At 71.8% G+C, this 24,432-nt stretch carries 23 protein-coding genes; 13 read left to right on the plus strand and 10 right to left on the minus strand.

Going from position 1 to position 24,432, the window contains the following annotated elements; all coding sequences use genetic code 11:
* Window positions 1-3: 3 nt before the first annotated feature.
* Together dxs and AC3ANS_RS09205 are read left to right on the plus strand one after the other, a co-directional pair.
* On the plus strand, window positions 4-1,908 hold the full coding sequence (gene dxs / locus AC3ANS_RS09200) for a 1-deoxy-D-xylulose-5-phosphate synthase (protein WP_488295857.1): 1,905 nt from the start codon (window positions 4-6) through the stop codon (window positions 1,906-1,908).
* Entirely contained in the window at window positions 1,889-3,100 is a 1,212-nt protein-coding gene (locus AC3ANS_RS09205; protein WP_488295858.1) for a hypothetical protein, read from the plus strand. Before dxs ends, AC3ANS_RS09205 begins: the two co-directional genes overlap by 20 nt.
* Here AC3ANS_RS09205 and AC3ANS_RS09210 read toward each other — a convergent pair.
* Window positions 3,079-4,218 (minus strand): amidohydrolase family protein, encoded by a 1,140-nt coding sequence (locus tag AC3ANS_RS09210; protein ID WP_488295859.1) that lies wholly within the window; start codon window positions 4,216-4,218, stop codon window positions 3,079-3,081. The two genes, AC3ANS_RS09205 and AC3ANS_RS09210, sit on opposite strands and share 22 nt — an antisense overlap.
* Window positions 4,219-4,299: 81 nt before the next feature.
* Here AC3ANS_RS09210 and AC3ANS_RS09215 point away from each other — a divergent pair, with 81 nt between their 5' ends.
* Entirely contained in the window at window positions 4,300-5,781 is a 1,482-nt protein-coding gene (locus AC3ANS_RS09215; RefSeq protein ID WP_488295860.1) for an amino acid permease, read from the plus strand.
* A 10-nt stretch (window positions 5,782-5,791) separates the two neighbouring features.
* On the opposite strand, the gene AC3ANS_RS09220 is transcribed toward AC3ANS_RS09215, so the two are convergent.
* Complete coding sequence (locus tag AC3ANS_RS09220) at window positions 5,792-6,415, minus strand: hypothetical protein (protein ID WP_488295861.1); 624 nt, start codon at window positions 6,413-6,415, stop codon at window positions 5,792-5,794.
* A 173-nt stretch (window positions 6,416-6,588) separates the two neighbouring features.
* Between AC3ANS_RS09220 and AC3ANS_RS09225 the strand changes: the two genes are divergently transcribed.
* From AC3ANS_RS09225 to AC3ANS_RS09250, 6 genes are all read left to right on the plus strand, one after another.
* Window positions 6,589-8,655, plus strand: a complete 2,067-nt coding sequence (locus AC3ANS_RS09225) for a histidine kinase (RefSeq protein ID WP_488295862.1) — start codon at window positions 6,589-6,591, stop codon at window positions 8,653-8,655.
* Window positions 8,652-9,314 carry a response regulator transcription factor gene (locus AC3ANS_RS09230; RefSeq protein ID WP_488295863.1) on the plus strand — a complete coding sequence of 221 codons (663 nt, stop codon included), beginning with the start codon at window positions 8,652-8,654 and terminating at the stop codon, window positions 9,312-9,314. Before AC3ANS_RS09225 ends, AC3ANS_RS09230 begins: the two co-directional genes overlap by 4 nt.
* 13 nt (window positions 9,315-9,327) lie before the next feature.
* On the plus strand, window positions 9,328-10,926 hold the full coding sequence (locus tag AC3ANS_RS09235; RefSeq protein WP_488295864.1) for a DNA polymerase domain-containing protein: 1,599 nt from the start codon (window positions 9,328-9,330) through the stop codon (window positions 10,924-10,926).
* Window positions 10,927-10,962: 36 nt separating this feature from the next.
* The gene (locus tag AC3ANS_RS09240) at window positions 10,963-11,709 is read left to right on the plus strand and encodes a histidine phosphatase family protein (protein ID WP_488295865.1); all 747 of its coding nucleotides are present in this window, start codon (window positions 10,963-10,965) and stop codon (window positions 11,707-11,709) included.
* Window positions 11,699-12,571: an NAD(P)H-hydrate dehydratase gene (locus AC3ANS_RS09245; RefSeq protein ID WP_488295866.1), complete on the plus strand. Its 873-nt coding sequence runs from the start codon at window positions 11,699-11,701 to the stop codon at window positions 12,569-12,571. The genes AC3ANS_RS09240 and AC3ANS_RS09245 overlap by 11 nt, the downstream gene beginning before the upstream one ends.
* A 122-nt stretch (window positions 12,572-12,693) precedes the next feature.
* Window positions 12,694-14,160 (plus strand): MFS transporter, encoded by a 1,467-nt coding sequence (locus AC3ANS_RS09250; protein WP_488295867.1) that lies wholly within the window; start codon window positions 12,694-12,696, stop codon window positions 14,158-14,160.
* Between the two features lie 4 nt (window positions 14,161-14,164).
* Here AC3ANS_RS09250 and AC3ANS_RS09255 read toward each other — a convergent pair whose 3' ends face one another.
* Together AC3ANS_RS09255 and AC3ANS_RS09260 are read right to left on the minus strand one after the other, a co-directional pair.
* Window positions 14,165-14,419 carry a hypothetical protein gene (locus tag AC3ANS_RS09255; RefSeq protein ID WP_488295868.1) on the minus strand — a complete coding sequence of 85 codons (255 nt, stop codon included), beginning with the start codon at window positions 14,417-14,419 and terminating at the stop codon, window positions 14,165-14,167.
* Window positions 14,420-14,598: 179 nt separating this feature from the next.
* The gene (locus tag AC3ANS_RS09260) at window positions 14,599-15,417 is read right to left on the minus strand and encodes a helix-turn-helix domain-containing protein (RefSeq protein WP_488295869.1); all 819 of its coding nucleotides are present in this window, start codon (window positions 15,415-15,417) and stop codon (window positions 14,599-14,601) included.
* A 111-nt stretch (window positions 15,418-15,528) separates the two neighbouring features.
* On the opposite strand from AC3ANS_RS09260, the gene AC3ANS_RS09265 reads away from it, so the two are divergent.
* The gene (locus tag AC3ANS_RS09265) at window positions 15,529-16,305 is read left to right on the plus strand and encodes an alpha/beta fold hydrolase (protein WP_488295870.1); all 777 of its coding nucleotides are present in this window, start codon (window positions 15,529-15,531) and stop codon (window positions 16,303-16,305) included.
* A 359-nt stretch (window positions 16,306-16,664) separates the two neighbouring features.
* On the opposite strand, the gene AC3ANS_RS09270 is transcribed toward AC3ANS_RS09265, so the two are convergent.
* Together AC3ANS_RS09270 and AC3ANS_RS09275 are read right to left on the minus strand one after the other, a co-directional pair.
* Window positions 16,665-17,282, minus strand: coding sequence for an NADPH-dependent F420 reductase (locus AC3ANS_RS09270; protein ID WP_488295871.1), 618 nt, complete (start codon window positions 17,280-17,282; stop codon window positions 16,665-16,667).
* A gap of 107 nt (window positions 17,283-17,389) precedes the next feature.
* Window positions 17,390-18,922, minus strand: coding sequence for an MFS transporter (locus AC3ANS_RS09275; RefSeq protein WP_488295872.1), 1,533 nt, complete (start codon window positions 18,920-18,922; stop codon window positions 17,390-17,392).
* A 232-nt stretch (window positions 18,923-19,154) separates the two neighbouring features.
* Between AC3ANS_RS09275 and AC3ANS_RS09280 the strand changes: the two genes are divergently transcribed.
* Entirely contained in the window at window positions 19,155-19,817 is a 663-nt protein-coding gene (locus AC3ANS_RS09280) for a TetR/AcrR family transcriptional regulator (protein WP_488295873.1), read from the plus strand.
* Window positions 19,818-19,934: 117 nt separating this feature from the next.
* Here the strand turns inward: AC3ANS_RS09280 and AC3ANS_RS09285 are convergent, their stop codons facing one another.
* The 4 genes from AC3ANS_RS09285 to AC3ANS_RS09300 all read right to left on the minus strand — a co-directional run bounded on the left by AC3ANS_RS09285 (window position 19,935) and on the right by AC3ANS_RS09300 (window position 22,236).
* Window positions 19,935-20,273: a DUF6204 family protein gene (locus AC3ANS_RS09285; RefSeq protein WP_488295874.1), complete on the minus strand. Its 339-nt coding sequence runs from the start codon at window positions 20,271-20,273 to the stop codon at window positions 19,935-19,937.
* A complete protein-coding gene (locus AC3ANS_RS09290) occupies window positions 20,270-20,776 on the minus strand; it encodes a PadR family transcriptional regulator (RefSeq protein WP_488295875.1) in 507 nt (168 codons plus the stop codon). The genes AC3ANS_RS09285 and AC3ANS_RS09290 overlap by 4 nt, the downstream gene beginning before the upstream one ends.
* A 65-nt stretch (window positions 20,777-20,841) precedes the next feature.
* Window positions 20,842-21,450, minus strand: coding sequence for a DUF4232 domain-containing protein (locus tag AC3ANS_RS09295; RefSeq protein WP_488295876.1), 609 nt, complete (start codon window positions 21,448-21,450; stop codon window positions 20,842-20,844).
* Window positions 21,451-21,519: 69 nt separating this feature from the next.
* On the minus strand, window positions 21,520-22,236 hold the full coding sequence (locus tag AC3ANS_RS09300; RefSeq protein WP_488295877.1) for a L,D-transpeptidase family protein: 717 nt from the start codon (window positions 22,234-22,236) through the stop codon (window positions 21,520-21,522).
* Between the two features lie 126 nt (window positions 22,237-22,362).
* Between AC3ANS_RS09300 and AC3ANS_RS09305 the strand changes: the two genes are divergently transcribed.
* Together AC3ANS_RS09305 and AC3ANS_RS09310 are read left to right on the plus strand one after the other, a co-directional pair.
* Window positions 22,363-22,767, plus strand: a complete 405-nt coding sequence (locus tag AC3ANS_RS09305; protein WP_488295878.1) for a hypothetical protein — start codon at window positions 22,363-22,365, stop codon at window positions 22,765-22,767.
* A gap of 171 nt (window positions 22,768-22,938) precedes the next feature.
* Window positions 22,939-24,426, plus strand: a complete 1,488-nt coding sequence (locus tag AC3ANS_RS09310) for a sensor histidine kinase (protein ID WP_488295879.1) — start codon at window positions 22,939-22,941, stop codon at window positions 24,424-24,426.
* Window positions 24,427-24,432: the final 6 nt, after the last annotated feature.

Raw genomic sequence — 24,432 nt, forward strand, 5'->3', positions numbered from 1 at the left:
GCTATGGGCCTACTCGACTCGATCGCGTCCCCACGTGACCTGCGTGACCTCAGCGACGCCGAGATGGAGCAGCTCGCGAGCGAGATCCGCGACCTCCTGATCCGCACGGTGGCGACCAACACGGGGCACCTCGGACCCAACCTCGGCGTGGTCGAGCTGACGCTCGCGATCCATCGGGTCTTCGACTCGCCGCGCGACCGGATCGTGTTCGACACCGGCCACCAGGCGTACGTGCACAAGCTGGTGACCGGGCGGGCCGCGAACTTCGGGACCCTGCGCCGCGAGGGCGGCGTGAGCGGCTACCCGAGCCAGGCCGAGTCCGATCACGACATCGTCGAGAACTCCCACGCGTCGACGGCGCTCAGCTATGCCGACGGCCTCGCGAAGGCCTACACGATCCGCGGCGAGGACCGGCACGTCGTCGCGGTCATCGGTGACGGGGCGCTCACCGGGGGCATGGCCTGGGAGGCGCTCAACAACATCGCGATCGCGAAGAAGAGCCGCCTGGTCATGGTGGTCAACGACAACGGCCGCTCCTACACGCCGACGATCGGCGGCCTGGCGACCGCCCTCACCTCGCTGCGCACCAACCCGCGCTACGAGAACGTGCTCGACATGGTCAAGCGCCGGCTCAACGCCGTCCCGGGCGTCGGCCCGGCGGCGTACGACGCGCTGCACGCCATGAAGAAGGGTCTCAAGGACGCCCTCGCCCCGCAGGGCCTGTTCGAGGACCTCGGGCTCAAGTACGTCGGTCCCGTCGACGGCCACGACCGGGCCGCGATGGAGCAGGTGCTGACGCAGGCCAAGAAGTTCAACGGGCCGGTGATCGTGCACGCGATCACCCGCAAGGGCTACGGCTACGACCCCGCCGAGCGCCACGAGGCCGACCAGTTCCACGCGCCCGGGCCGTTCGACGTGCAGACCGGTGCCGAGAAGCCCAAGGGCCGCATCTGGACCGACCACTTCTCCGACGCGATCGTCGAGATCGGCGAGCGTCGGCCCGACGTGGTCGGGATGACCGCGGCGATGATGCACCCGGTCGGGCTCGACACCTTCCAGACCCGCTTCCCCGAGCGCACCTTCGACGTCGGGATCGCCGAGCAGCACGCCGCGACCTCCGCGGCGGGCCTGGCGATGGGCGGCATGCACCCGGTGGTCGCGCTCTACGGCACCTTCCTCAACCGGGCCTTCGACCAGGTGCTGATGGACGTGGCACTGCACAAGTGCGGCGTGACGTTCGTGCTCGACCGCTCCGGGGTCACCGGTGACGACGGCGCGAGCCACAACGGCATGTGGGACATGTCGATCCTGCAGGTCGTGCCGGGCCTGCGCCTGGCCGCTCCGCGCGATGCCTCCAGGCTCACCGAGCTGCTCAACGAGGCGGTCGACGTCGACGACGCCCCGACCGTGGTGCGATTCCCCAAGGGCCCGCCGCCCGCGGACATCGAGGCGGTCGGCCGCGTCGGCGGCGCCGACGTACTGGTCCGCAAGGGCACCAAGGACGTGCTCGTCGTGGCCGTCGGAGCGATGGCCACGACAGCGGTCGAGGTCGCCGACCGGCTGGTCGCCCAGGGCATCGGCGTCACCGTGGTCGACCCGCGCTGGGTCAAGCCGGTCGACCCGGCGATCATCGAGCTCGCGCGGGAGCACCGGCTGGTCGTCAGCATCGAGGACAACGGTGAGACCGGCGGTTGCGGTGCCGTGCTGCTGCAGACGATGAACGCCGCGGGCGTGCACACGCCGTTCCGCCTGCACGGCATCCCGCAGCAGTTCCTCGGGCACGCGAAGCGCGCCGCGATCCTCGAGCGGATCGGCCTGACCCCGCAGGCGCTGGCGCTCGGCATCGTGGAGGACATCACCTCGCTGTCCGAGGGTCGTTCTCCTCTCGATGTCGAGCAGACGACCTAGCCGCTTCCTCGCCGCCGCGCTGGCCACCCTCCTGGCCGCGGCGGCGCTGTCGGGTTGCTCAGGCTCCGACGATCCGCCCACACCGCCGGCGTCCGCGGCACCCCGCGACGTGGTGCACGCCCTCGACCGGGCGCTCCACGCCCGCGCCCGCGCCGTACGCCGTGCCGACCCCGATGCGTTCGGCCGGCTCGTCGGCGGCGGCCGGGTGTTCCGGGCCCGGGAGGAGACGTGGTTCGGCAACCTCACCCAGCTCCCGGTGGCGAGCCTGTCCTACCGGGTCGACCCCGGCAGCCTGGTGCGCGAGGGGGATGCCTACCGGGCGACCGTGACCGAGTCGCTCCAGCTCGACGGGTTCGACCCCGCGCCGGTGACCAGCCAGGCCCGCTACCGCTTCGCGCCGGCGCACCGGCACCCCGACAGGTTCGTCGTGACCGGCGTGGAGGAGGCCGACCCGCAGCCCTGGGACGACGGGCCCGTCGACGTGCGAGAAGGAGCCGGCGTGCTGGGCGTCTTCGACGCCGCCAGCGTCGAGCAGGCACCCGACCTGATCTCCTCGGTCGAGGACGGCATCGCCTCGGTGTCGGCGGCGGTGCCCTACGACTGGTCACGCACGGTGGTGGTCTACGCGCTGTCCGACCCGACGTTCCTCGACGGCCTCGAGGACGTGCCCGGGGACGACCCCGGCGACCTCGACGCGGTCGCGTTCCCGGCAGGGAAGGGGACCCGCTTCGTGCTGAACCCGCGGATGCTGGCCGAACCCGGCCGCGAGCGGGACCGGCTGGTGCGCCACGAGCTCACCCACGTCGCGGTCGGGACCCACGACGACAACGCGCCGGTGTGGCTCTCCGAAGGTCTCGCGGAGTACGTCTCGGTGCGGCCGCTCGCCCCCGAGGATCGCCGGATCCCGGAGGCCGCGATCGCCGCCGCCGAGGCCGGGGTCGACGACCTCCCCGACGACGCGACCTTCAACGACGACGACTCCGACGCGCACTACGGCCTGGCCTGGTGGGCGGTGGAGTACCTCGTCGACGCGTACGGCGCGCAGGCCCCCTGGGACCTGCTCGACGCGATGGCCGAGCCCGGCGCCGACCCCGACACGGTCCTGCGCGACCGCCTCGGCACGACCACCCGCGCCCTGGCCCACCACGCGGAGCACCTGATCCTCGCGCTCTACGGCGCCGACGCCGGCTGACGCCAGGTGACCCGTCCGGCCCGCACGGTCATCCGGACCCGCGCGAGGTCGACGACCTCCTCGAGGCGATCGAGCACCACGAGGTCGGCCGGCTCGCCCGGCGCCACCGTCCCGCTGCCGGTGCCGAACGCCTCCGCCGGAGCAGTGGTGAGCATCCGCAGCACGTCCTCGCGGCCCATACCGCAGCGGGCCAGCGCCGCCAGCTCGCCGCGGGTGTCGTGGTCGGGGAGGTAGCCGACGTCGGTGCCGAACAGCAGGCGACCGCCGGCCCCGACGAAGACCCGCAACGCCTCGTCGATCGGGTCGAGGTACGCCGGGTCGCGGGTCACCGTCTGCGCGAACATGTCCAGGGTCGGCACCAGCCAGGTGCCCGCGGCCGCGGCCGACCGGAGCAGGTCGTGCGTGCCCTCGGTCGTGTCGGGCACGTGCGCGACCACGTCGACGCCCGCCTCGAGCGCGACCTCGAGGCCGGTCCGGTCGGAGGTGTGCGCAAAGACCAACACCCCCTCGGCGTGCGCGGCCGCCACCGCCGCCCGCGCGATCGCCGGGCGCATCGGCTTGACCCGGCTCGGCTCGACGTACGAGCCGGTGAAGAGCTTGACGACCTCGGCGCCCTTGGCGAGCTGGCGTCGGGCGACCCGGCGGCCGCCGTGGACCGTGGCGGGCGCCGGCACCGCCCAGCGCAGGTACCACGGCATCTCGTCCCTGACGTAGAACGGGATCCCGCGGAACGGCCGGATCGCCTCCGTCGCGGTCCGGATCCGCGGACCCCTCAGCTCCCCGTCCTCGATGCGACGTCGCAGCGCCAACGTGTCGCGCGAGCGCGATGCCAGATCCACCACCGAGGTGAAGCCACGGGCCCCGAACAGGTCGTCGAGGCCGTCCTGGAGTGCCGCGGCCTGCCGCCCGGCGGCACCGCTCCAGGTGGGCTCGGTCAGGTGGACGTGGCAGTTCCAGAAGCCCGCGGTCACCACCCCGCCGCCGGCGTCGAGCGCCTCCGCGCCCGCTACGGGCTCGTCGGCGATCCGGCCGTCGCGGACGGCGATCGTCACGCCAGGCACGGCCTCGGCGCCGGGGGAGGCCACCAGGGTCGCGTTCACGATGGTCAGGTCGGCCACGGGTCACTGTGGCACCCGAGCAGCGGGCGGCACCACACCTCGGTTGGTTTCGGACGGCCGCCCAGCGGACACGTTGCCTCCATGAAGGTGATGCGGACGAAGTCCATCGAGCAGTCCCTGGAGGACACCGAGGACCCGGACTTCCAGCTCAAGAAGAACCTCAGCGCCCTCGACCTCACGGTCTTCGGCATCGGCGTGGTGATCGGCGCGGGCATCTTCACGCTCACCGGCAAGGTGGCGGCACAGTACGCCGGTCCGGGCGTGGTGTTCTCGTTCGTGATCGCCGCGGTCTGCTGCGCGCTGGCCGCGCTCTGCTACGCGGAGTTCGCCTCGACCGTGCCGGTCGCGGGCTCGGCGTACACGTTCTCCTACGCGACGCTCGGTGAGCTGGTGGCGTGGATCATCGGCTGGGACCTGCTGCTCGAGCTGATGCTCGGCGCCTCGGTCGTCGCCCAGGGGTGGAGCACCTACCTGGTCACGTTCCTCGGCGAGATCGGCATCACCTGGCCCACCTCGATCGGACCCGCCGAGCACTTCAGCTGGGGCCACGTGAACCTGGCCGCGATCTTGTTGATCGTCGTGCTCGGCATCCTGGTCGCGCTCGGCATCAAGGAGTCCCTGCGGGTCAACCTCGTGCTCGTCGGGGTGAAGCTCTTCATCGTGCTGTTCGTGATCGTCGCGGGTCTCTTCTACGTCTCCGGCGCCAACTACGACCCGTTCATCCCGCCGGCCGCCGACCCCGTCACTGCCGACGGCCTGGCGCAGCCGCTGATCCAGTGGGTCTTCGGCATCCAGCCGCAGACGTTCGGCGTGCTCGGCATCATCTCGGCGGCGTCGGTCGTCTTCTTCGCCTACATCGGCTTCGACGTGGTGGCCACGACCGCCGAGGAGGCGCGCAACCCCCAGCGCGACCTGCCGCGGGGCATCCTCGGCTCGCTGGCCATCTGCACCCTGCTGTACGTCGCGGTCGCGCTGGTGGTGACCGGCATGGTGCCCTACGACAAGATCGACCCCAACGCGGCGCTCGCCAGCGCGTTCACCTCGGTCGGCCGTGACGGCTTCGCGACGCTGATCGCCGCCGGCGCGGTCGCGGGCCTCACGACAGTCGTGATGACGCTGCTGATCGGAGCGATCCGCGTGGTGTTCGCGATGAGCCGCGACGGGCTGCTGCCGCCCAGCCTGGCGCGCACCCACCCTGCCACGGGCACCCCGCTACGGATCACCATCGCCATCGCGGCAACCGTCGCGCTGATCGCCGGGTTCACCCCGATCGGCAAGCTCGAGGAGATGGTGAACATCGGCACGCTGACCGCGTTCACGCTCGTCTCGCTCGCGGTGCCGGTGCTGCGGCGCACCCGGCCCGACCTGCAGCGCTCGTTCCGGGTGCCGTGGAGCCCGGTGGTGCCGGTGCTCGCGGCCCTGGTCTGTGTCTACCTGATGCTGAACCTGTCCATCGAGACCTGGCTGCGGTTCCTGGTCTGGATGGTGCTCGGCTTCCTCATCTACTTCACCTACGGCCAGAGCCACGCGCGGGTGCGCGAGGTGGAGCAGACCCGGACCTGAGCCTCGGACCTCAGCCCTCCTTGCGGGCCACGATCTGCCCGAGCACGCCGTACCCGACGCACAGGTGCACGAACGAGACGACTCCGGCGACGGTGCCGCCGAAGAGACCGAACGTCGGGACCACGATCGGGCCCCAGCTCTCAGCGACCAGCGGCCACACGCGCGCCTTGCCGTGCCACCGGCCGGCGACCGCGACCCGGATGCCGATGAGGAACATGCCGAGCATCGACAGCGGCCAGCACAGGTCGAGCATGATCCAGCCGGCCTTGTCGAGGTCGCTGACGCCGGTGCCGTCGGCGATGGTCGATCCGATCGCGAGCAGCAGCACCACGACCTCGGCGCGGATCGCCGAGCGGGCCACGCGTCCGGTGCCGAGCGCCTTCGTCGCGTAGAGCACCGAGAGGAGGCCCAGCAGCCCGAGCTGGAACGTGCCGGAGGTCAGTGACGACACGGCCTCCTCGAACGCGCCGGACGGGTCGGTCCCGAAGACCAGCGAGTCGAGGCCCCAGGCGACCGCGCCGGCGCTGAGCAGCATGCCGCGGGCGAAGAAGGGGCGGGTGGGCGAGGGCGCCGCGCTCGCGGATCGGCGGGTGAGGTCGGAGCGCGCGGGCGCCGGGGTCTGCTCGAGGGTCACGATGTTCTCCTGGTTCGGGGCGGCACGGTGCCGCCGGTGACCTGAACCCTCCGGGGGCCGGCGACCCGGGCGGCAGGGAGCGGGGTCCCGCATGCTGTCCCGTCGCGGTGTCCCGTCCGGGCGGGACGCCGAACCCGGGACGGAGGGACGCCGCGGCCTCGATACTGGGCCGCGTGACCGCCCAGCCCGCGCCCGGCGTACGCCCGTCCGGCAGCGCCCCGGCCCTCGCCGTCTCGGCGATGGCACTGGTGGCGGTCGCCGTGTGCCTGTGGCTCGACCTCGTCAACGACCCCGCCGACCGCGCCCGCGCCACCATGGGGTGGGGCACGTTCTCGAGCAGTGTGGGCGCCGTCGCGGTCGGTACGGCAGTGCCGGTGCTCTGGCGGTTCCCCCGGCACCCGGTCGCGTGGGTGATCGCGCTGACCGGTCTGCTCTGGGGGCTCGACGGCCTGGGGGAGTCCTACACGGCGTTCGGCATGGCGCACTCGCCGTACCTCCCCCTGAGCGGGCTGGCGCTCTGGGTGGTGGCGCAGCTGGGTGCGTTCCTCCTGGTCGGCCTGCCGACCGTCCTGGTCCTGTACCCGACCGGGCGTCTCGTGCCCGGCCGGTGGGGGCGGGTCGGCGTGCTCACGATCGCGATGTCGTTCGTGCTGCCCGTGCTGCTGCTGTTCGCGCCGGTGTCGGTGATCGGGAGCGACGACCCGCTGCCGATGGACACCGGGATGCCCGAGCTGCCGATCCCCGGCGACGTCTACTCCGCGCTGCTGACCGCGGGCCGCGTGGTCACGATCCTCTCGCTCCCGCTGGCCGTCGCGGTCGTGTTCGCCCGCCAGCGACGGGCGACCGGGGTCGAGCGGGTGCAGCTGCGCTGGCTGCTGTGGGCGGCGATCACCTGCCTGGCGGTGTTCGGGTTCGCGCTGGTGCTCCGCAACGGTTGGGTCGTCACGATCGCGCTCGTGGTCGCGCTCGCGGTCACCGGCGTCTCGATCGCGATCGGCATCCTCGACCCCGAGATCGCCGACGTCGACGCGCTCATGGGCGGCACCGTGGTGTGGGCCTCGGTCGCCGGGATCGTCGTGGCGCTCGACCTCGCGCTCGCGGCGTCGCTCGACGCCGTCCTGGGTGATCGCCTCGACCAGCGCGACGTCACGCTCGTCGTGCTGCTGGTGGCGGTCACGATCTACGGTCCGTTGCGGTCCTGGGTCGGCGCCGCCGTACGCCGTGCGCTGGTCGGCCGCCGGGGTGACCGCTACGCGGTGGTGGCCGAGCTGGCGGCGAGGCTGGAGGAGCACCCCGACGTCCGCACCCAGCTGCCGGCGCTGGCCGCCGAGGTCGCCTCGGCCTTCAAGCTCGGCTTCGTCCGCGTCGAGGTCCGTGGCCATGGCGGGGGCGCGGTCTCGGCGACCCACGGGACCCGGCCGGCCGAGACGCGCGAGGTGCCGATCCGGTACGGCGCCGACGAGGTCGGCCGGCTCGAGCTGCCCGCCCGCGGGGTGCGGTCGATGCTCTCCAAGCGTGACCAGGCGCTGCTCTTCGACGTGGTCCGCCAGGCCGCGATGGCGGTGCGCAGCAGCCGGCTCGCCGACGACCTCCAGCTCTCCCGCGAGCAGCTGGTGATCGCGCGCGAGGACGACCGCCGCCGGATCAGGCGCGACCTGCACGACGGGCTCGGCCCGGTGCTCGGCGGCGTGGCGATGCGGCTGGACGCGGCCGGCAACGCGCTGGAGACCGACCCCGACACCGCCCGCCGGCTGGTCGCGCAGTCGCGTCAGGACATCACCGACGCCCTCGCCGACGTACGCCGGCTCGTGCACGGGCTGCGACCGCCCGCGCTCGACGACCTGGGCCTGGTCGCCGCGCTCCACCAGCAGGCCGAGCGGCTCGGCTCGGCCGACCTGAGCGTCACCGTCGACGCCGCCGAGGTGCCGCCCCTGTCGGCCGCCGTGGAGGTCGCGGCGTACCGCATCGCCTCCGAGGCGCTCGCCAACACCGCGCGCCACGGCCGCGCCGGGCGCGCGTCGGTGCGGCTGTCCGGCGACGGGGAGGCGCTGCTGGTCGAGGTCGAGGACGACGGCGTCGGCATCGGCCCGGAGGTGGTGGCCGGCGTCGGCCTGCGGTCCATCCGCGAGCGCGCCGCCGAGCTCGGTGGCCGCACCGAGATCGCCTGCCCTGCCGCCGGAGGCACCCGGGTGCGCGCCTGGCTGCCGATGTCCGTGCCCGTCCTGGAGGAGACCCGATGACCGATCCCGTCGCAGGCGCGGTCCGCGTGCTGATCGCCGACGACCACCCGATCTTCCGCGACGGCCTCGCCTCGTTGCTCGAGACGCAGCCGGGGGTCGAGGTGGTGGGCACCGCGGCCGACGGGCTGGAGGCGGTCGCCCAGGCCACGGCGCTGGTCCCGGACGTCGTGGTGATGGACCTGCAGATGCCGCAGCTCAACGGCATCGACGCGACCCGCCGGATCACCGCGACCCTGCCCGAGGTGCGCGTGCTGGTGTTCACGATGGGGGAGGAGGACGGCACGGTGCTGGCCGCGATGCGCGCGGGCGCCCGCGGCTACCTCGTCAAGGGCGCGAGCCAGGACGAGGTGGCCCGCGCGATCTCGACCGTGCAGGCGGGCGGCCTGGTCTTCGGGGCGTCGCTGGCGCTGCGGATCACCGACCTGTTGTCCGGTGCGTCGGCGCCCGACCGTTCGGCGTTCCCCCAGCTCACCGGGCGGGAGCTGGAGATCCTCGACCTCGTCGCGGCCGGCAAGAACAACGCCCAGATCGCGGGCGCGCTCTATCTCGCGCCCAAGACCGTGCGCAACAACGTCTCCACGATCCTCGCCAAGCTGCACGCCACCGACCGCGCCGAGGCGATCATCCGGGCCCGCGACGCCGGGCTCGGAGGCGCCTGACAACCTCCGGGACATGGCGCGCCCCCGGGCGGGGCACCCTGGAGAGGTGGCCGGCAAGCTCGACGTCTATCGGCGCAAGCGCGACTTCGCGCGCACGCCCGAGCCGGCCGGCGCGCCCGAGTCCGGCCCGGGCACCGGACGATTCGTGGTGCAGCGGCACCGGGCCAGCCGCCTGCACTACGACCTGAGGTTCGAGATCGACGGGGTGCTGGTGAGCTGGGCGGTGCCGAAGGGGCCAACCCTCGACCCGTCGGCGCGCCGGTTGGCGGTGCACGTCGAGGATCACCCGATCGAGTACCTGCTCTTCGAGGGCGTGATCCCCTCGGGGGAGTACGGCGGGGGTGACGTCATCGTGTGGGACACCGGCACGTGGGAGCCTGTGCACACCGACGACCCGCGGGCGGCCGTCGAGGCCGGAGAGCTGCACGCGGAGGTGCACGGCCACAAGCTCCAGGGCCGCCTCGTGCTGGTGCGCCGCGGCGAGGGCGAGGAGTGGATGCTCCTGCACAAGCGCGACGACCACGCGGTCGAGGGCTGGGACCCCGAGGCACACCCCCGCTCAGTGGTCAGTGGCCGCACCAACGACGAGGTCAGGTCCGATCCGGACCGGCTGTGGCGCTCGGACGCACCGGCCGCCGAGGCCAGCGTGTCGCTGCTGCCCGAGCCGCTGCCCGACGAGGCGATCGACGAGCTGGAGTCACTCGGCAAGCAGGGCACGTGGGAGGTCTTCGGCCGCCGGCTCAAGGTCACCAACCTCGACAAGGTGCTCTTCCCGGGGCGCGAGGGGGAGCCGCCCGTGACCAAGCGCGAGCTGCTCGCCTATACGGCGCGCATCGCCCCGGTGGCCGTGCCCTACCTCCAGGGGCGGGCACTGAACATGCACCGCTACCCCGAGGGCGCCGACCGGCCCGGGTTCTGGCACAAGCAGCGCCCCGAGCACGCACCCGAGTGGCTCGCCTGCTGGGAGAACCCCGATGCCGATGATGGAGAGACGACGGCGTACGTCGTCCCCGACGTGCCGGCCTCCCTCGTGTGGGCGGCGAACTTCGGGGCGCTGGAATGGCACCCATGGACCTCGCGCACCGAGCGGCCGCACGAGCCGACGTACGCGCTGATCGACCTCGACCCGGGCGAGCGGACCAGCTGGGATGAGCTGCTGGTGCTCGCCCGGCTCCACCGCACGGCGCTCGAGCACGTCGGGGTGACCGCGCGACCCAAGGTCACCGGGCGGCGCGGCATCCAGATCTGGGTGCCGGTGGTCGGGGGCTACACGTTCGACGACACCCGGGCCTGGGTCGAGACGCTGTCGCGGACCGTCGGCAAGGTCGTGCCCGAGCTGGTCAGCTGGAAGTGGGAGGTCAGGGCGCGCCAGGGCCTGGCCCGGCTCGACTACACGCAGAACGCCATCAACAAGACGCTCGTGGCGCCGTACTCGCCGCGGCCGGCACCCGGCGCCCCGGTCTCCGTGCCGATCGACTGGGAGGAGCTGGACGACCCGGACCTGCGGCCGGACCGGTGGACCATCCGCACCGTGCTCGACCGGATCGCCGATCGCGGCGACCCGTTCCGGGTGCTGCTCGGCGACGCCCAGGAGCTCCCCGAGCTGACCTGAACGTTCGGTCCGGGCGCGCGTGGGTACGACTGCCCCGTGGAACCACGATGGCAGAGCGGCCCCGTCAGCATCACGCTGGTCCGGCACGGCGAGAGCCTCGGCAACCGGGCGGACCTGACCGCCCGCGAGTCGGGCGCCGAGCAGCTGGACCTCCACGAACGCGATGCCGACGTGCAGCTGTCCGACACCGGCACCGAGCAGGCCGAGGCTGTGGGGCGGTGGGTCACCGACGCCCCCGACGACTGGCGTCCCACGCTCGTCGTCAGCTCGCCGTACCGCCGGGCCGCCGACACCGCACGACTCGCGACCGGGCCGCTGGACCTCTCGGTGGCGTACGACGAGCGCCTGCGCGAGCGCGACCTCGGCGTGTTCGACGGGCTGACCGGGCGGGGGATCCGCGCCCGCTACCCCGAGGAGGCGGAGCGGCGCACCAGGCTCGGCAAGTTCTACTACCAGCCGCCGAGCGGGGAGAGCTGGGCCGACGTCGTGCTGCGGGTGCGCAGCCTGCTCACCGACCTGCGGCACGGGTACGACGGGGAGCGGCTGTGGCTGTTCACCCACCAGGCCGTGATCATGGCGTTCCGCTACGTGCTGGAGGGCGTCGACGAGCCCAGCCTGCTCGAGATCGACCGACAGGTGCAGATCCCCAACGCGTCGCTGACCCGATTCTGCCGGGCAGGTGACCGCTTCGACCTCGACACCTTCGCGGACACCCGCGCGGTCGACGACCAGGACGCAACCGTGACCCACGAGGAGAGCCGGGTGAGCCGTCATGGGTCCTGAGGTCGTCACGCCGACACTGTTGCGCCGCTGGCCGCTGCCGCAGCCCGGTGCGGGCAAGGAGGCACGCGGCCACCTCCTGGTGCTCGGCGGCAGCGCCTCGACACCCGGTGCCGTGCTGCTGACGGGTGTGGCCGCGCTGCGAGCCGGCGCCGGCAAGCTGGCGATCGCCACCGCCCGGTCCGTGGCCGCCGCGCTGGCTGTCGCGGTGCCCGAGGCCCAGGTGCTCGGCCTGCCCGAGGACGCCGACGGATCGATCGACACGCGCGCCGCGGACCGGGTGGTGACTCGCGCGGAGGCTGCGGACGCGATGGCGGCCGGCCCCGGGCTGGACGACCCCGACCGGGCGATCGCGCTGCTCGCCGCGGTCCTGCCCCGGCTCGGCGTACCGCTGGTCCTCGACGCACTGGGCACCGCTTACCTCACCGAGACGCCGCAGGGGCTGCGTCACCTCGACGGCCGGGCGGTGGTGAACGCCAACCCCATCGAGCTCGCCCACCTGTCCGGACGCGACGAGCTCGGGAGCAGGAACGACCTGCTGAACGCTGCCGGCGCGGTCGCGAGGGAGAGCGGCGTGGTCGTGCTCGCGGGGGCCGAGGACAAGCTCGTGGTCGACCCCGACGGGCGCTCGTGGGTCGTCGAGGGCGGAGGGCCCGGGCTCGGCGTGTCCGGGTCGGGCGACGTACAGGCCGGGATCGTCGCGGGACTGCTGGCCCGCGGAGCCGAGCCTGCGCAGGCCGCGGTGTGGGGCGCCTACCTGCACGCGCGGGCGGGGGAGCGGCTCGCGGGGAGCGTCGGGCAGGTCGGCTACCTGGCGAGCGAGCTCCTGGGCGTCGTCCCGACCGTGCTCGGCGAGCTCGCCTGACCGTCCTGCACGCCGCCTGCACGCCGCGTGAAAGCGGCGTGAAGCCGGCGTGAAAGTGGTGGCTCCTAACGTCACCGGTGCGTCGTTCGGCACTCGGACACGCCGCACGACAGGAGCCCGCCATGACCACCAACGTCACCACCACCGCGCCGCCCGCGGCGTCGCGCACCTACCCGTCGCTGCGCGCGGCGTGGATCCCGCTCGCCGCCCTCTGCCTGGCGTTCTTCGTCGAGATGGTCGACAACACCTTGCTCTCGATCGCGCTGCCGACGATCGGCCGCGACCTCGGCGGCGGTACGACGGCGCTGCAGTGGGTGACCGGCGCGTACTCCCTGACGTTCGGCGGGCTGCTGCTCACCGCCGGGTCGATCGCCGACCGGTTCGGGCGCCGGCGGGTGCTGCTGCTGGGGCTCAGCGTGTTCGGCATGCTCAGCCTGTGCGTCATCGCGGTGACCAGTGCCGGTGAGCTGATCGGCCTGCGCGCCGCGCTGGGCGTCGCCGCGGCGGCGATGGCCCCGATCACGAACTCGCTGGTGTTCCGGCTCTTCGATGACAAGGCCCTGCGGATGCGGGCGATGACCGTGATGATCGTGGTCGGCATGTCCGGGTTCGTCCTGGGCCCGCTGCTCGGCGGCACCGCCCTCGCCCACGTGCGGTGGGAGTGGCTGCTGGTCGTCAACGCGCCGATCGCGCTGATCGCCTGCATCGGCGTACGTCTCGGTGTCCCCGCCGACCGGCCCGAGGACCTCACCCAGGACGCGCTCGACCTGCCCGGCGCGCTGCTCAGCATCTCGACCATCGGCCTCGCCTGCTACTCCCTGACCAGCGGCGTCGAGCACGGCTGGCTGTCGGTGGTCACCGTTGCCTCGGTCCTCGGGGCCGTCGTCGCCGGCCTGGCGTTCGTCCGGCACGAGCGCCTCAGCGCCTCGCCGATGCTCGACCTGGGCCTGTTCTCCGGCGGCACGGTCCGCGGCGCGATGCTCGCCCAGGTCGCCACGTCGATCGCGATGGCGAGCGTGATGTTCGGGCTGATCCTCCACTTCCAGTACGCGTACGGCTGGAGCCCCGTCCGCGCCGGCCTCGCGAACCTGCCGATCATCGTCACGATGCTGCTCGCGACACCGGTCTCGGAGTGGCTCGGCCGCCGGTTCGGGCACCGGATCGCGTGCCTGGTGGGCGCGGCCTGCCTGGGTGGCTCACTCGCCGGCCTCTCCTGGGGCGTCGACCACGGGTACGCCCCGATCGCGGCCGCGATGGTCCTGATGACCGTCGGCCTGCGCACCGTGATGACCATCTGCGCGGTCGCCCTGGTCGACGCGATGCCGCAGAACCGCACCTCGATCGGCGCCGCCCTCAACGACACCGCTCAGGAGGTCGGCTCCAGCGTCGGCACCGCCGTCGTCGGCACCCTCATCGCCGCGCTCGTCACCACCCACCTGCCCGCGGGAGTCTGGAGCAACGCGCTGGTCGCGTCGTTCTTCCACGGCGAGCGGATCACGTACGGCGTGCTCGCCGTCGTCGTCGGTCTGATCGCGACGGTCGGCGCCCTCACCCTCACCGACTCCCACTCGGTCGAGGAGGCGCACTGACCGGCTAGGACAGCTCCCATCCGGGGTGGGTGTCGGAGTATGCGATGACGAGTGCGACCGTGAGCACGACCTCGAGGACGGCCGCCACCAGGGTGCCGCCCACGATCCGGCCACCGGCCGGCCGCCAGTCGCGGGACACGAGCAGGGCGATGCCGACGACGAGCGTCACCGGCAGCGCCACGACCGGGATGAAGGACGTGGGAGACAGGGTCGACCTCCACGTGGAGACGGCCGGGACCAGGAACAGGCCCAGCTGCACGAGAACCGTTGCCCTGCCCCACGGTGCAAACGCGAGGGTGCCGCGGCTGCCAGCGGCGCCCGCGCCGCGTGGGGGATCGGCTGCGGTTCGCACGAGGTCATGGTGGCGGACCACGGCCGCGGCGTCGAGCCCACGTCAGTGGCACCGGGGGAGCGTGGTCTCCGGGTGCCGGCGGCAGCTCAGTCCTGGTCGCCGGCCTGCCAGGCGCCGGGCCGCGTCCCGGTTGCCTTGAGGAAGAAGACCGAGAAGTTCGACGCGTCCGGGAAGCCGAGGGCGCGGGCGCACCTGACCGCGGTGTAGCGGTCGTGGGCGAGCAGCCGCTGCGCCTCGAGGACGATCCTCTCGACGATGTACGCCTTCGCCGTGCGACCGGTGGCCTGTTGGGCGGCCCGCGTGAGCGTGCGGGGGGCGTAGCCCAGGGCCGCCGCATAGAAGCCCACGTCGTGATGCTCCCGGAAGTGGGCTTCAACACTCGCCCGGAAGCGCTGGAAGACGGCGTTCGTCACCGGTGGCTGGTGCGACGTCGGCCGGAGGCGGGCGATCAGGGCGGAGAGCAGGATCTCGGGCAGGTCGGTGGGCTCCGCCGGGGTCGGCGCAGCCTCGAGGACCAGGTGCCGGCGCGCCGCGTCGACGAGCGGCCACTCGTCGACGCCGACCCGCCAGCTCGCCACGAGGTCGGGCGACGCCGCCAGCTCGCGTGTCGCCGGCGTGACGGGGGCCGTCGGGACGAACAGCACGAGCTGCCCGGTCACCCCGGTGATGTCATCCCACCTGTGCACGGCGCCGGGCCTGATCCACACCGCGGTTCGCGGCCCGAGCGGGTGCCGGTGGAAGTCGACCGTCACGGCGCCGCCCCCCGCGTCGACGAGCGCGACCACGTGGAAGTCCGCACGCTGGGTGCCCCTGTCGTTGATCGCGCGCAGGCGGTCGAACGTCATCGTCTCCACCGCACGGGCTCCGGGCCCGGGGGCATAGGTCATGTGCCGGATCGTGGTCACGAGTCCATTTTCCACCATCACGCGACCCGTCGTGCCGATGCCTGGTGCTCGTGCTGACTGTGCAATAGAAGCACAGGAAGACGAACCCCTTCGACGGCCAAGGAGCCCGACATGACCACGACTCGACTCGCCGCGCTGCCCACTTACGACCACCGCCATGGTGCCGGACCGGCGCTGGTGCTCCTGCACTACTGGGGAGGATCCGCACGCACCTGGGACCTCGTCGTCGACCGCCTCCCGGGCCGTGAGGTGATCGCCATCGATGCCCGCGGCTGGGGGCGCTCGCGCGACCTGCCCGGCCCGTACACGCTCGAGCAGCTCGCCACCGACACGCTCGCGGTGATCGCGGCTGCCGAGCTCACCGACTACGTCCTCGTCGGACACTCGATGGGCGGGAAGGTCGCGCAGCTGGTCGCCGCGACCCGGCCGGAGGGGCTGCGCGGGATCGTCCTGGTGGGCTCCGGTCCGGCGAAGCCGTCCGCGGAGATCACGTCCGAGTACCAGCAGATGCTCGCGCACGCCTATGACTCGCAGGGGTCCGTGGCCGGCGCTCTCGACCACGTGCTGACGTCCACCGCACTGCCCGAGCATCTCCGGGCCCAGGTCGTCACCGACTCGCTGGCCGGCGCGGATGCTGCTCGCACTGATTGGCCGCTGTCCGGCATCGCCGTGGACATCAGCGAGCAGACCCGGCTGGTCGACGTCCCGGCTCTCGTCATCGCCGGAGAGCACGACCGGGTCGAGCCGGTCGAGGTGCTCCGCGCGAACCTCGCGCCGTACCTCTCCGATGCCGTGGTCACCGTCATCGAGGGCTCCGGCCACCTGATCCCGCTCGAGGCGCCCACGCAGCTGGCCGAGGCCATCGCCGGGTTCGCGCCGTCGGCCTGACCCGCCCTGTGCGTTCTGCCGGCCGTCAGCCGGTGCCCGTCAGCCCGCGTCGTTGGACCAGTGCTCGCCGAGCCAGACCACGAGGAGCGCCAGCCCGATCAGCAGCAGTGGATGCGCCGGGTAGGCGTGGCAGCGGTCGTGGTCCTTGCGGTCGTCGGCGTGGCGTGGGCGTTCGCGTCCATCACGAGCCGCCAGCAGACCCGCATGCGGGGGACCGCGTCGGATGTGCGTCGCGCTGACGAGGGCGACCCGCCGAAGGTGTCCGGGCTCGCCGGGTCAGGCTCCGACGTGAGTGGACGCCCCCGTCAGATCTGGGCGGACGCAGCTGAGGCGGCCGGCCCAGACCTGATGGGGGATCCTCAGTGGATGTCGGCGCCCAAGGCGACGTTGAAGCCGGTTCCGTTGCGTGCCAGTCCCATCAACAAGATGGCGGCCCATTCGACGACGTAGGTCATCTCAAGCCCCCCTACGTCGAAGGGCCGCATGCCTAGGCTCTTCAGGAACTCGGCGACGTGCGCCTTGGCCTCGGCGGTGTCGCCGGCGAAGAACGCGTCCAGGGGCGTGTCTTCAGCAATGACGTGGCCGAAGATCGTGTTCAGTGCCTTCACGACGTGCGCGCCCTCGGGGGCGATGGCGGCGATCTGCTGGGACACCGAGCTACCCACAGCGGTCACGACTCCGGTGCCGTCGGCATTGAACGGGTTGGTGATGTCGACGAGGATCTTGCCGGCCAGCGCATCGCCGTAGTGCGCGACCACCTCGACCGCGCTCTGGTACAGGACGGCCACGATGACGATGTCACCCGCCGGCTTTGCGCCGTACGTCCCGACGGTGGCTCCGTCTCCGATCTGGTCGGCGAGTGCTTGAGCCTTCGCGGTGTCGCGGCTCATGAGCTCGATGGTGTGGCCGTGCTTGGCCGCCCGGGCGCCGATGGTTCTGGCCATGTTGCCCGACCCGATGATGCTGATGGTGGTCATGATGTGTGTTCCTTCGTGGTGGTGGTGGGGTGACTTGGTGCTGCATGGCCCGGCGGGGGCGCCGCGATCGGTGTGGGCATCGGGGCGCCACCCGCCAGGTGCTGTGGTCAGATCAGTCCGCCGGCGATCTCGTCGAGAGGCTCGGGCTGGCCGCTGTCCTGGTGGAACCGAGTGCCGCCGCGGATCAGGACACCGGTGAGGACGGCACCTGCCCAGAAGGCGCCCGCGGCCCACCAGAAGCCGACGGTGAACCCGTGCACGGTGGCGTCGACGATGGCGGTGCTGCCGTGGTCGGCCAGGTAGTTGCTGTTCGCTGTGGCGACGAACGTGCTGATCACGGCGATTCCGAGCGCCGCGCCGATCTGCTGGGAGACGTTGTTGAGCGCGCCCGCAGCACCGGCGTCACGCGGTTCGACACCCATCTGCGAGAGCGCGACCGCTGAGACGATGGCCGAGCCGACGCCGGCGCCGGCCAAGATCAACCCGGGGAGCACCCACGCCGCGTAGGGACTGTTCGCATCGGCCTGGGTCAACAGCGCTGCCCCGGCTCCGCCGATGGTCAGACCGCCGGCGACGATGGCCCGCATGGTCAGGTGCTTCACCAACACGCTCTGCGTCACCGTTGCAACCACAGCGACGGTCACCATCATCGGCAGGAACGCGAGTCCGGTCTTGAACGGCGAGTAGCCCAGCACGCCTTGGAAGTAGTACGTCAGGAACAGGAACAGCGCGAAGACCCCCGCCTGGCCCAGCAAGAGGGTCGAGAGGCCGGCACCGCGATTGCGGTCGGCGACCACGCGCAGCGGGACGAGCGGGTTCCGGTCGATCTTCTGGAACGTGGTGAAGACGAGCAGCAGGAAACCACCGGCGATGAGAGAGCTCAGCGTGATGGCCGCGCCCCAGCCATCGGTCCCGGCTTTCGATGCTCCGAAGACCAAACCGAAGACCCCTGCCGTGCCGAGGATCGTGCTCGACACGGAGAGCTTGGGCTTGTTGGGCTCGGTGGAGTTGTGCAGCAGCGTGAGTGCGCCGACGATCCCGACGGCAGCGAAGACGACGTTGACGTACATGGTCCAGCGCCAGTTGGCGTAGTCGGTCAGTACCCCGCCGAGCATCAGGCCGATTGCCGAGGAGCTCCCGGCCACGGCACCGAAGATCGCGAACGCCTTGTTGAGCTCCTTCAGGTCGGTGAAGATCACCATGATCAACGACAACGCCGCCGGCGCCATGACTGCAGCGAAGCCGCCCTGGACGGCGCGGGCCGTGATGAGCGTCGCGATGTTGGGGGCCGCCCCTCCTGCAGCTGAGGCAACCGCGAACCCGACGAGACCCACGATGAACACGTTCTTGCGACCGAACGCGTCGGCCAGCCGTCCGCCGAGCAGGAGCAAGCTGCCGAAGGCGAGCAGGTAGGCGGTGACCACCCACCCGCGGGCGTCGTCGGAGAAGCCGAGGTCTGCTTGCATCGAGGGCAGAGCCACGTTCACGATCGTGGCGTCGAGCAACAGCATCATCTGGGCGATGAGGATGACGCCCAGGGCCAACCAGCGTCGCTCGTAGTGGGGATTGGGTGGAACCGCGATGGGCTCTCCGGACGCCTCAACGACGCCCACTGCCCCGGGGGACTCTTCGGTACTCATCTTCTTCTCTCCTAGGAGGTCGAGTCGGAGCGCCAAAGTGAGGCACCCCTCCGGTCATCGACGGCATAGCGGAGGGGGTCCTCACTTTATTCCGGAGGGTCGCCTCGACTTCATCGCGAGTGATGCACTTGCGTGCTTTCGGCACGTCGGCACGTCGGCGCGGGACGGGGTGCGGCCCGGGTGCGAGCCAGACAAGCGGAGGCCGCCCTCACCACCTCGGTAGAGTGGTGTGGTGAGTCAGAGCGACATCGAGCAGATGCAGCGGCCCCTGCGCCGCGACGCTCGAGAGAGCCGCGCCAAGTTGGTCGCCGCAGCGCGGGCCGAGTTCGCCGCGCAGGGCGTGGATGCCTCCTTGGAGAAGGTCGCACGCGACGCCGGGGTTGCCATCGGCACGCTGTACCGTCACTTCCCCACGCGTCTGGACCTGCTCATGGCCGCCCTGGCGCCTCGGCTCCAGGAGTTCGTCGACGGGGCCGACGTGGCCCTGAAGATGGACGATCCTTGGGAAGCGTTCGTCGCCTATCTGGAGAACCTGTTCGCCGTGCAGGCGGGAGACCGAGGTTTCAACGACTTCCTGTCCCGCCGTTTTCCCGGCAATGCTGAGACCGAGCACATCCACGACGTGATGTGCCGACAGATCGAGGATGTTCTCGCCCGTGCCCAGAGAGCGGGCAAGGCTCGCCCTGACATCACCCAGGCAGACATCGTCAACCTGATCTGGTCCAACGGCAGGATCATCGACGCCACCAGCGCCAAGGCACCCACGGCCTGGCGACGCCAGCTCTACCTCATGCTCGACGCCTACCGGGCTGAGCGGGCGCACTCCATTCCCGAGCCGGCGATGACGGACGAGCAGCTCTACGACGCCATGGTCCATCTCAGCAAGGTGAAGTAGGGCTCGGTCAACCCGGGGTCGACCGGTGACAGGTGATCGCCTACGGCCTCGCGACGGTGGCGGCGAAATGTCCTGGGCCGCCCGACCGACCACGGAAGACCAAGACCGCGACGTGCCTCAGCGGCGCCGCTTGACCTTCACGTCCTGCAGGCACACGGCGGACACGGCGAGCGGCTTGTGCGTGATGCCGCGCCCCTCGAGGAAGTCCGTGGCGAGCAGCTCGCCCTCGAGGAGGGCCGACTCGTCGGCCTCCGCGGCCGAGCCGGCGGCGATCTCCAGGAGGTAGCGGAGTGTGAAGCGGGTCAGGGCGGGGGCGTAGGTGAACGTGCCGTCGGGGCTGAAGGCCGCGAGGAGTACGTCGTGGTCCGGCTGCTCGTCGCGCAGCTGTGCTGCGAGTGCCGGGGTGAGGCCGGCGAACTGGCCGATCGCCTGCACTCGGTAGGTCCGCGTCGTCACCGGCCGGCCCCGATCTGCTCGACCAGCCAGTCCTGGATGACCTCGTCGATCCTGAGGCCGAGCTCGATCTGGGGTGCGAACACCTCGGAGCCAGGCGCGTCACCGACGTCTGCCTGCAGCGCCTCGAGCTCGGCCAGCTCGCGCTCGACGTGGGCCAGGTCGCGCTCATAGGCGGTGCGTCGGTCGGCCGGGTCGAGGAGCGGGGTGAGGAACAGCCGCAGCCCGCTCTCGTTGCGCTGGGACCGGTCCGGTTCGGCCTCGACGAGCCAGCGGCGCAGCTCGGTGCGCCCGTCCGGGGTGATCGCATAGGTCTTGCTGCGGCGGGCTCCGTGCTCGACCACCTGGACGAGCCCGGCAGCCTCGAGCTTGGCGAGCTCGGGGTAGATCTGGCTGTGGCGGGCGTGCCACGACGTCCGCAGCGAGGCGTCGAAGGTCCGGGTCAGCTCGTAGCCGGTGGAGGGGCGACGGGCGAGCAGGCCGAGGACGGCGTGACGGAGGGACATGAGCACCAGCGTAGGCGCACATGGAGATTCAGACATGTCATTTTGGACATGTCGACACGCCGGTCTCAGCGCATGTCGACGATCGCGGTGACACCGACCGGGATGGCTCGCCCGCGCGGCCCGTTGGCAAGGAGGCTGATCGTGAGCGATGAGGCGCGCCGGGTGCCGGGAAGTGTGACGCTGAGTCTCGTCAGCGTGACGAACGGGCCGTCGTACGCCGTGGCTGTGCCGACCGAGAAGAAGGCCTGGGCCCCCGGCGGGACGAGGACGCGGCGCGGCCGGGGGTCGCCGCGCTCGTAGACCCCGTGGTGAACGGTGATCCGCACGGAGACCGCCGTGCCGGGTCGGTCCGGGAGGCCGCGATGGCCGACGACCTCGATCCGCGGGTAGCCGCGCAACACGCACCCGTTCGTCCCCAGGTTGGTGATCGCGAGCTCGACGAAGGGTTGGGACATCATCGATCCCCCTCCGGCCGGCGTCATCCGCAGCTGGGGTGCGCGGCATCGGGGTGAGGCGGACGGTGCGGGGTCGGGAGCGGCCGTCGCTGGGGGAGCGGCTGACGTGGGCGCCGCCCCGGGCATCGACTCGGTCTGGGCAGGCGTCGCCGCTCCGCACGACGTCAACGAGGAGGCGAGCGCCAGGGCCAGCACGAAGGCAGCTGCGGGTCGAGACATGGGCGCTCCTGCCGAGAGGTGGGTCACCCGGTGGGACGTCCACAACCGCCCATCGGTTGTGGGTACGCCTCAGACGACGTGCACGGCGGTCCGGTGGACGGTGAAGTCCCAGACCTTGCCGGACAGCTCGCGGCTCAGTCGGATGCAGCCGTGGGACCGGGCCAGGTCGGTGCCGAGCAGCCAGTCGGCGTGGATCTGGCGGCCGGTCGCCTTCGACCGCGGGATGCGGTGGAAGCCGATGCCGCAGGGCGCGAACCGCACGAAGTCGTCGAGCCAGACGTCCCCGCTCGTGGACTGGTTGAGCTTGATCCGGGCCGCTCGGCCGCAGTAGGAGCCGGTGGCATGCGAACCCCGGTGCAGCACCGAGGGGTTGTCGACCATGCCGCCCTGGGCGACCACGCCGCCCCGGCGTCCGACCAGCCACACCCAGTTCTGCCGTTGCGAGATCACGATCCGGCGTCCTGCGCCCGAGTGCGCGGGCACCGGCCGTACGTCGCAGCGCCCAGCGGCCCAGCGACCCTCGGCGTACAGCAAGGTCTGGGTCCGCTCGTCGAGCCGCCCGGTCTGCGGGAGGCCCTGGCGGGACTGGAAGCGCACCACCGCGGAACGGGTGTGGCCGCCCAGGTCGCCGTTCGCGGGTCCGGCGTGGCACCCGAGTGCGTTGAGCCGCCGCTGGGCGTCGACCACGCCGTCTCGTCCGGGGGCGGCACCCGCCGGCGCGAGGCCGAGCACCATCGCCAGCACGGCGGAGACGGCACCGAGGAGGAGCACGACCGGACGGTTCACCCGCCCATCCAACCCCGACGCCACCCGCGGGCGAAACCCCGGTCGGGACGGGTCGGGACTTTCTGCCCTACGCGGCACGAGTCGGCGGGGAGAACGTGGAGGCGGCCAGAAAGGTGGTGCTCAACGATGCGACTCACCTGGAGGGACGGCGCGGCCGCCCTCGCCGTCACAGTCGCGGTCGCGGGGTACCTGCTGTGGTCGACCGGCACGGCGTTTCAGAGCACCTCGACCCGGGTCATCGCCCTGGGTGTGCTCGCGCTGGGCGTGATCGGCTGCACGACGGCCGGGGACCGGATGACGGAGATGTACGACGCGAGCGAACGCGATCACACCCCCGTCTGGTTCCGGGTCGTGACCTCCGCGCTGGGCGCCATTGCGCTCATCGGGGGGCTGACCGCGATCATCGCAGCGAACGAGACGATGCTGGGGACGCTCGTCGCGGCGATGGTCGCACTGTGGGTGCTGGCAACGGCGCGTCAGCTGGTGGCGGAACCCACGCACCACGTCCACCGTCTGCGGATGCATCACTGATCGTCGTCGACGCTCACTGATCTCCGGCGGAGGACGTCCGGGCCGCCGCGAACCCTCGGGTTCGCGGCGGCAGGGTGCTGGGCGCAGGTGACCCGCGCCGTGGTGGCTTCGCCTGTCACGAGGGGTGCGCTTCCTCTACGGTGAGGCTCCTATCGGTCGAGGAGGTGGCGGGTGGACGGTCCGGCGGAGGCCGACGACCTGTGGCGCCTGATGCTGCAGCACTCGCCGATCGGCAAGACGCTGGTCGGTCTGGACGGTCGGTTGCTGGTGGTCAACCGGGCGCTCGGCGAGATGCTCGGCCGGACCGAGGACGAGCTCCTGAGCCACGGGTTCCAGGAGCTCACCCACCCCGAGGACCTGGACGCCGACCTCGAGCTCTTCCACCAAGCCCTGGCCGGCGAGCTCGACTCCTACCGGCTCACCAAGCGCTACCTGCACGCCGACGGCCACACCGTCTGGGGGGACCTCTCGGTGGCGCTGGTGCGCGCTGCCGACGGCACGCCCCGGTTCTTCATCTCCCAGATCCTCGACGTGAGTGAGCAGCACGAGAGGGAGGAGCGGCTGGCGGCAGCCATCGCCGCGGGCGAGAACGAGCGGCAGACGCTCGAGGCGATCTTCGAGACCGTCGGTGTGGGGCTGCTGCTGATCGGGCCGGACGGCCACTACGAGCGGATGAACCGGCGCCACATGGAGACCATCCACCTCCCGTTCCCGCAGGGCCACCAGGGAGAGGCCGGGCAGCTCGGGGAGGTCTACCACCTCGACGGCAAGCGGCCGATGGCGCGCGAGGAGATGCCGTCGTACCGCGCCACCCAGGGCGAGGAGTTCGACGAGTACACCTACTGGGTGGGCAGCGATCCCGCGACCCGGCAGGCCTACTCCACCTCCGCGCGGCAGGTGCGCGGGCCCTCGGGGGAGAGACGAGGCGCGGCGCTCGCCTACCAGGAGATCACCGACGTGGTCCGCGCCATCCAGGTCAAGGACGAGTTCGTGGCCGCGGTCTCGCACGAGCTGCGTACGCCGTTGACCGCCGTGCTCGGCTACCTCGAGCTCCTGGTGGAGCGTGAAGATCTCGACGCGAGCACGCTGTCCCAGCTGCGGGTGGTGCAACGGCATGCGCACCGACTGCAGGCGCTGCTCGCCGACCTGCTCCTGGTCAGCGAGGTCTCTGACGGAATCCTGCGGCTGCAGCCGGCGCCGGTGGACCTGGTCGACGTCGTCACCGAGGCCGTCGAGGGGGCACAGCCCGCAGCGGACCGCCGCGGGGTCAGCGTCCGGGTCGAGACGCCGGTCCACCTGCCGGCCGAGGCGGACTGGCTGCGGGTGCGTCAGGTGCTGGACAACCTGATCTCCAACGCCATCAAGTACACCGATCCCGGCGGATCGGTGGTCGTCGTGCTCGACCGGTCCGAGGCCGACGTCGTGATCGAGGTCGCCGACACCGGCATGGGCATCGCGGCAGAGGAGATCGAGCAGGTCTTCGGCCGGTTCTTCCGCGGCGAGCGGGCGGTGGCCCAGCAGGTGCAGGGCACCGGGCTCGGTCTGAGCATCGTCTCCTCGATCGTCGACGCCCACGAGGGGAGCGTCGGCGTCGAGAGCGAGCTCGGCCGGGGGACCACGTTCCGTGTGGTGCTCCCCGGCCTCGCTCGCCCTACGTGACGCCTG

The organism is Nocardia sp. 149-1B (assembly GCF_057747975.1).

Bases quoted from the DNA above. Each gene is read 5' to 3' on its own strand.
- AC3ANS_RS09245 (WP_488295866.1), top strand. From the start codon at position 11,699: ATGGGTCCTGAGGTCGTCACGCCGACACTGTTGCGCCGCTGGCCGCTG.
- AC3ANS_RS09295 (WP_488295876.1), bottom strand. From the start codon at position 21,450: ATGTCTCGACCCGCAGCTGCCTTCGTGCTGGCCCTGGCGCTCGCCTCC.
- AC3ANS_RS09275 (WP_488295872.1), bottom strand. From the start codon at position 18,922: ATGAGTACCGAAGAGTCCCCCGGGGCAGTGGGCGTCGTTGAGGCGTCC.
- AC3ANS_RS09290 (WP_488295875.1), bottom strand. From the start codon at position 20,776: ATGTCCCTCCGTCACGCCGTCCTCGGCCTGCTCGCCCGTCGCCCCTCC.
- AC3ANS_RS09265 (WP_488295870.1), top strand. From the start codon at position 15,529: ATGACCACGACTCGACTCGCCGCGCTGCCCACTTACGACCACCGCCAT.
- AC3ANS_RS09205 (WP_488295858.1), top strand. From the start codon at position 1,889: ATGTCGAGCAGACGACCTAGCCGCTTCCTCGCCGCCGCGCTGGCCACC.
- AC3ANS_RS09250 (WP_488295867.1), top strand. From the start codon at position 12,694: ATGACCACCAACGTCACCACCACCGCGCCGCCCGCGGCGTCGCGCACC.
- AC3ANS_RS09215 (WP_488295860.1), top strand. From the start codon at position 4,300: ATGAAGGTGATGCGGACGAAGTCCATCGAGCAGTCCCTGGAGGACACC.
- AC3ANS_RS09235 (WP_488295864.1), top strand. From the start codon at position 9,328: ATGGCGCGCCCCCGGGCGGGGCACCCTGGAGAGGTGGCCGGCAAGCTC.
- AC3ANS_RS09230 (WP_488295863.1), top strand. From the start codon at position 8,652: ATGACCGATCCCGTCGCAGGCGCGGTCCGCGTGCTGATCGCCGACGAC.
- AC3ANS_RS09305 (WP_488295878.1), top strand. From the start codon at position 22,363: ATGCGACTCACCTGGAGGGACGGCGCGGCCGCCCTCGCCGTCACAGTC.
- dxs (WP_488295857.1), top strand. From the start codon at position 4: ATGGGCCTACTCGACTCGATCGCGTCCCCACGTGACCTGCGTGACCTC.
- AC3ANS_RS09270 (WP_488295871.1), bottom strand. From the start codon at position 17,282: ATGACCACCATCAGCATCATCGGGTCGGGCAACATGGCCAGAACCATC.